This is a genomic window from Intrasporangium oryzae NRRL B-24470 (genome assembly GCF_000576595.1).
Lineage (GTDB): Bacteria > Actinomycetota > Actinomycetes > Actinomycetales > Dermatophilaceae > Intrasporangium_C > Intrasporangium_C oryzae.
Genome location: NZ_AWSA01000022.1, coordinates 63028 through 69526, shown reverse-complemented (window position 1 = coordinate 69526; position 6499 = coordinate 63028). Strand labels below are relative to the sequence as shown.

Annotated in this window: 3 protein-coding genes and 2 tRNA genes; 3 read left to right on the top strand and 2 right to left on the bottom strand. The window is 68.0% G+C overall.

Features of this window, described 5'->3' with window-relative positions; genetic code table 11:
- Positions 1-1100: 1100 nt before the first annotated feature.
- A tRNA-Arg gene (locus N865_RS11775) sits at positions 1101-1173 on the bottom strand.
- Between the two features lie 608 nt (positions 1174-1781).
- Here N865_RS11775 and N865_RS11770 point away from each other — a divergent pair.
- Both N865_RS11770 and N865_RS11765 read left to right on the top strand, forming a co-directional pair.
- Complete coding sequence (locus N865_RS11770) at positions 1782-3617, top strand: phosphoenolpyruvate carboxykinase (GTP) (protein WP_034805912.1); 1836 nt, start codon at positions 1782-1784, stop codon at positions 3615-3617.
- Positions 3618-3806: 189 nt separating this feature from the next.
- The gene (locus tag N865_RS11765; protein ID WP_034805909.1) at positions 3807-4286 is read left to right on the top strand and encodes a DUF6328 family protein; all 480 of its coding nucleotides are present in this window, start codon (positions 3807-3809) and stop codon (positions 4284-4286) included.
- 264 nt (positions 4287-4550) lie between these two features.
- Here N865_RS11765 and N865_RS11760 read toward each other — a convergent pair.
- Positions 4551-4640 (bottom strand) — tRNA-Ser (locus N865_RS11760).
- A gap of 185 nt (positions 4641-4825) precedes the next feature.
- Between N865_RS11760 and N865_RS11755 the strand changes: the two genes are divergently transcribed.
- Positions 4826-6361: an LCP family protein gene (locus N865_RS11755; protein WP_034805907.1), complete on the top strand. Its 1536-nt coding sequence runs from the start codon at positions 4826-4828 to the stop codon at positions 6359-6361.
- The last annotated feature ends 138 nt before the right edge of the window (positions 6362-6499 follow it).

The following is a 6499-nucleotide window of genomic DNA, read 5'->3' as shown; positions in this document are numbered from 1 at the left end:
GGCCTCATTTTCGAGCGTTGCCGACAGCTTGGCTGGGATCCAAGGTAGAGGTGCGCGAGGTCACCCGACTGGGCTATGCCCAGGTGCTGAAGCCTGTGCGCACGAGGATCGGAACCCGCCGAGCTCAGGGGCTCACCCTTCCCGATGTCGAGGCGCTGATGCGCTCCCTCGCGATCGAGGGTGGTCAGCGTGGCAGAGCGCTCTCGGCTCGGTCTCTATCCTTCACCGTGATGACGATCAAACAGGTCTTCAGCTACGGAGTCCGGGCGGGGTTGATGCCCGTGAACCCCGCGCTAGGTGTCAAGGTTCCAAAGCCGACTCAGCAGGCATCGCATGAGCTCGCCGTCTGGTCGCCCAACGAGTTGGTCTCGTTCAGAAATGTTGCCGACCGGGACGCATGGGCGGCAGCCTGGCGGCTGACCCTCGCGGGCCTGCGTCGCTCGGAGGTCCTGGGCCTATCCTGGGATGCGGTTGACCTTGATGCCGGAAACGTGGCCGTTCGAGCTGGCCGAGTGGCAGTTGACGGACGACGGACGGCCACGGGTGAGCCCAAATCGCGCGCCTCATACCGGACGGTTCCGCTTGAGGGCATGCACCCTGGCTCAGTTGCCATCCTTCGGGGCGGCTCTCCGCTCGGCAGGCTGCTGACCGGCTGGCGGTGGGCTCCGCCTACGAGGAGACGGGCCCCATGCTTGTGGACGCTGTTGGTCGTCCCGTCCGGCCAGAGGCCTACTCGGATCGCTTCGCCCAAATCTGCCGAGACGCTGGCGTGCCGATCATCCGCTTGCATGCCGTCCGGCACACGGTGACCTTGATGTTGCACAGGGCTGGCTTGGCACCTGCCGATGCAGCGTCGCTGCTTGGGCACTCGGTTCCTGTGCATCTCGCTACGTATGTGCCTCGGACGCAGCACGGCCTCGACGCCGCTGCGACCACGTTGGGCCAGGTCCTCGCCGGGGCCCTGTAAGAGCCCTTGAGGCGGCAGTCCGGGAGAGATCGGTGAGAGATCGGGAAGGCCGCGAGCTCCTGCCAGGACTAAGCACATGGCCCTGACCGGCGTTTCCGCTGGTCAGGGCCATGTTCTCTGTCTCAACACAGAGCGCACCCGTAGGGATTCGAACCCCAAACCTTCTGATCCGTAGTCAGATGCTCTATCCGTTGAGCTACGGGTGCTTGTCCTGCACTCGGCCGGACGAAGAGTTACCTTAGCAACTCTCCGCCGAACCACGAAATCGGTACTCCCACCCCTCCGCGTCCGTATGCCGCTGGGCCCCGGAGGCCGCGAGGCCCCGCTCACCGCGGGCTCGGGCCGCTTCGATGGCCGCTCTGGGCGGTCGCCGCCCACTCATCCAGCCGCTGGCCGCTGTCCCGCTCAGCCATGGCCGGCTCGGTGACTACGGGCTCGATCGGAGGAGACGCCATGCCCACCGCGACACCGTTCCACGCAAGCGGACGAAGGCCGCTGAGGCGACCCGCGGAAGGCCACGTCACGGCGTCGGCCAGCCCAGCGGCATACGCCTCAGGTCTGAAAATTCTGCAAGAAAACGACAAGAATCCGTCGTTGTTCTTGCGTCCCTTCGGAGGTGTGAGCCGTTTCACCGGCGGGCGGCCCTCGAGCGGTCAATACCCCACTTTGCCGGGCGTACCTTGAAGGCATCACGTCATTTGTTCACCAGGTGGACTGATGCATCCCGCTCCAATGGGGGAGCTCCAGCCCGCTCGGTGGACGACCACCGGCACGACGCGGTGCCGTCCGGCATCGCGCGAAGGGATGGCCCCCGTTGACTACGACCCAGTCCGAACCGAGCACTCATACGACCCATGCGCGCCTGTCGGCGTGGGTCGCCGAGGTCGCCGAGCTGACGCAGCCGCGCGACATCCGCTGGATCACCGGCTCCCCCCAGGAGTGGACCGAGCTGACCGACCAGCTTGTGGAGGCAGGCACGTTCGTGCGCCTCAACGAGGAGAAGAAGCCCAACTCCTTCTACTGCGCCTCCGACCCGACTGACGTCGCACGCGTCGAGGACCGCACCTACATCTGCTCCGTCGAGGAGAAGGACGCCGGGCCCACCAACAACTGGATGGCCCCGGCGCAGATGAAGGCCATCATGACGGACCTCTACCGCGGCAGCATGCAGGGCCGCACGATGTACGTCATCCCCTTCGTCATGGGTCACATCGACGCGAAGGAGCCGATGTTCGGCGTCGAGATCACCGACTCGGCCTACGTCGTCGTCTCGATGCTCGTCATGGCCCGCTGCGGCACCAAGGTCCTGCGCGCGATCGAGCAGACCGACGCCGACTTCGTGCCGGCGCTCCACTCGGTCGGCGCCCCGCTCGCCGAGGGGCAGGCCGACGTCACGTGGCCGTGCTCGGACACGAAGTACATCGTCCACTTCCCCGAGGAGCGGACGATCTGGAGCTACGGCTCGGGCTACGGCGGCAACGCCCTCCTCGGCAAGAAGTGCTACGCGCTGCGCATCGCATCGGCGATCGCCCGCGACGAGGGCTGGATGGCCGAGCACATGCTCATCCTCAAGCTCACCTCCCCCAAGGGCTCGGTCCACTACGTCGCGGCAGCGTTCCCCTCGGCCTGCGGCAAGACGAACCTCGCGATGATCACCCCCACCGTCCCGGGCTGGAAGGCCGAGATGGTCGGCGACGACATCGCCTGGATGCGCTTCGGTGAGGACGGCCGCCTCTACGCCGTGAACCCCGAGGCGGGCCTCTTCGGCGTCGCCCCCGGCACCGGTCACTCGACGAACCCGAACGCGATGGCGACCGTCGAGCTCGGCAACTCGGTCTTCACCAACGTCGCCCTCACCGACGACGGCGACATCTGGTGGGAGGGCATGACGGACGAGCCGCCGGCCCACCTCACGGACTGGCTCGGCAACAGCTGGACCCCCGCCGACGGCGAGGCCGGCACGAAGGCCGCCCACCCGAACAGCCGCTTCTGCACGCCGATCGCCCAGTGCCCGATCGCGGCGCCCGAGTACAACAGCCCCAACGGCGTGCCGATCGACGCGATCCTCTTCGGTGGTCGCCGCAAGACCACCGTGCCGCTCGTCTACGAGTCGCGCGACTGGACCCACGGCACGTTCATCGGCGCGACGCTCTCCTCGGAGACGACCGCCGCCGCGACCGGCGCCGTGGGCGTGGTCCGCCGCGACCCGATGGCCATGCTGCCCTTCATCGGCTACCACGCCGGCGACTACATGAACCACTGGCTCGAGATCGGCAAGAGCGGGGACGCGTCCAAGCTCCCCCGGATCTTCGGCGTCAACTGGTTCCGCCGCGACGAGGAGGACGGCTCCTTCCTCTGGCCGGGCTTCGGCGACAACAGCCGCGTCCTCAAGTGGGTCATCGAGCGGCTCGAGGGCGAGGCCGAGGCCGTCGAGACCCCGATCGGGTTCGTCCCCGCTCCGGGTGAGCTCGACGTGGACGGCCTCGACCTGACGCCCGAGCAGGTCACCAAGGCGCTCGCCGTCAACCCCGACGACTGGCGCAAGGAGCTGCCCCTCATCGAGGAGTGGTTCGACACGTTCGGCGACCGGCTCCCGGCCGAGCTGCGCGCCGAGCTCGACGGTCTCACCGCTCGTCTCGACGCGCGCTGAGGTCGGCCCGCCGCCGTCCGGTGGCGTGTGGCGGGCGACGTGATGGGGCCCGGCACCCGATGGGTGCCGGGCCCTCCGTCTGCCCCCGCCGGGTCTCCGCCGGGTCTCCGCCGGGTCTTCGGTGGTGCGCGGGCGTCGCCTTCCCACGATCGCCCGGCCCAGCGGCATACGACATGTGAAGATGGGCCGATGAGCGACGCGCCCCGCTACACGCGCAACGAGACCGAGGCCCAGAAGCTCGACCGCAACTTCACGGAGCAGCTCCAGGAGCTGCGGATCGCCCAGGCGGGCGTCCAGATCCTCTTCGCGTTCCTGCTCACGATCCCCTTCCAGCAGCGGTTCACGCTGCTCACCGGCTTCCAGCGCGGGATCTACCTCACGACACTGGTCTCCGCGGCCGTGTCCGTCCTCATCTTCACCGCGCCCGTCGCCCTGCACCGCGTCCTCTTCCAGGAGGGCCTGAAGGACTTCATCGTCCGTTACACCGACCGGCTCCTGACGACGGGCCTGGTCACGCTGGCCATCACGATCATCGGCGGCGTGGTCCTCGTGCTCGACGTGCTCGTGACGCACACGCGGGCGATCCAGGTCGGGGGCGGGCTCGCACTGCTCGCGCTGATCCTGTGGGTGGCCGTGCCGTGGTCCCAGAAGCGGCGCCGCACGCCCTGACCCTCAGGGCGTATGCCGCTGAGCCCGCTTCGGCGATCGCGCGGCGGTTCGACGCCTCCCGGCCCGCACCACAACAAAGTCCGCCCCGGCGAAGGAGATCCGGATCCAGCGCGCCCGCGTACGCGGAGGCGGCGGGAACCGTCGCTGGGCTGCCGCCTCGTTCCTCGGCGGCTCCCCAGCTCCTCCCAAATCCCCCGTGCTCGATCAGCACAGACACGTAGGACCCCCGACGAAAAGCGTGTCGGGGGTCCTACGTGTCTGTGCTGGCGGAGGCGGCGGGATTTGAACCCGCGAGGGGTTTTATCCCCAACCCGCTTAGCAGGCGGGCGCACTAGGCCACTATGCGACGCCTCCGTGCTCGCACCGACCCTGCGCGGGAACCGGATACACGAGCGGACACAGGCTACCGGCCAGACCGACGCTGACCAAACCGGGGTGGGGGGTGATGCAGGACAACCTCAGCCTCCAATGGGACGTCTCACGGTTTGACGGTGCACAATGAGCGGGCTGCCCGCAGCCAGCATGCCCGAGAGGACCCCATGAGCCAGCCGTACAACCCACGCACTGCCGCGCGCCTGACGCCCGGCGGGCGGGAGTCCCTGCGCAAGGAGATCCGCTCAGAGTTCCGCCGAGCTCTTGGCCTGACCGCCCTCGGGACGGTTCTCCCAGGTGCAGGTCTGACACAGACGCGGAGCAAGGCGCTCGGCTGGTTCCTCCTCCTGGTCAGCCTCCTCGGCGGTGCGTGGGTCGCCTACTACGTCATGACTCACGGGCTCACCGCGAGCGCGCTCTCCCTGCTCAGCAGCCCCGCGCTGCTCCAGCTCGCCACGGTGGCATTCGTCATCATCGGCGTCCTGTGGTGTGTGTCGATCATCATGACTGCGGTCATGGCCAGGCCGGCCCGCCTGGACAGAGCACGTACCCGAACCCTCGCCGCTTTCACCACCGTCATGGTCTTCTTGGTGGCCGGCTCGTCGTACAAGGCCGCCGAGTATGCCGCCATCACGAAGGACACGGTCAACCAGGTGTTCGGCACGGGCTCGACCCACGGCGCGACCGTCGTCGCCGGAGACGACCCCTGGGCGGAGACCCCGCGCGTCAACATCCTGCTCCTCGGTTCGGATGCCGGCGTCGGACGCGAGGGCACCCGCACCGACTCGATGATGGTGGCGAGCATCGACACGAAGTCGGGACGCACGACCCTGATCTCGCTCCCCCGCAACCTGCAGCGGGTCCCCCTCCCGGAGTCGAGCCCACTGCGTCAGCTGTACCCGAGTGGCGTCTACGGCCGGCCCACCTGCATCCGCGCGCAGACCGACGCTGCTGACCAGTGCATGCTCAATGCGATCTGGACCGAGGTCGACCAGTTCCGCAAGAACCACCCCGGGAGCTACTCCGGTGAGGCGCCTGGCCGTGACGAGACCCGCAACGTCATCCAGGAGATCGTCGGCCTCAAGATCGACCACACGGTCGTCATCGACCTCAAGGGCTTCGAGCAGCTCATCAACGCGATGGGTGGCGTCGACGTCAACGTCAAGCTGAGTGGCAACGGAACCAAGCTGCCGATCGGCGGTCACAGCGACGGACACGGCGGCGTCATCGGCGAGAAGGGCTACTTCTCGCCGGGTCGTCAGCACCTCACCGGAAACCTCGCGCTGTGGTACGCCCGCACCCGCGCGGCCGACGACGACGGCTTCCGCCAGGCGCGCCAGCGGTGCGTCGTCCAGGCGGTGGTCCAGCAGGTCAACCCCGCGTCGATGCTCGGCAAGTACCCCGAGCTGGCCCGGATCGCGAAGGACAACATCTACACCGACATCCCGGTGCAGAACCTCGGAGCCTTCGCCACCCTCATCGAGCGCGTCCAGAAGGCCAAGATCACCAGCGTCGCACTCACGCTCAAGCAGGGCATCAGCTCGGTCAAGCCCGACTTCGACCTGATTCGCGAGCTGGTCCAGAAGGCCATCGCACCTCCGCCCGCGTCGACGCCGACCCCCAGCACGACCACTACGGCAAAGCCGACGCCGACCAAGAAGCCGACGCCGACATCGACGCTGAAGTCGTACGACGAGTGCTGAAATCCGTATGCCGGGTGCCGTCCGCGTCGGATGGCACCCGGACGCGGTGGTGACGTCGCTCTGAGGGACGAGCGTCTGGCTCGCCGGCGTACGAAACCCCGCCACTCACGGCCGCGGGGTCGAGGTCAGCGAACGGAC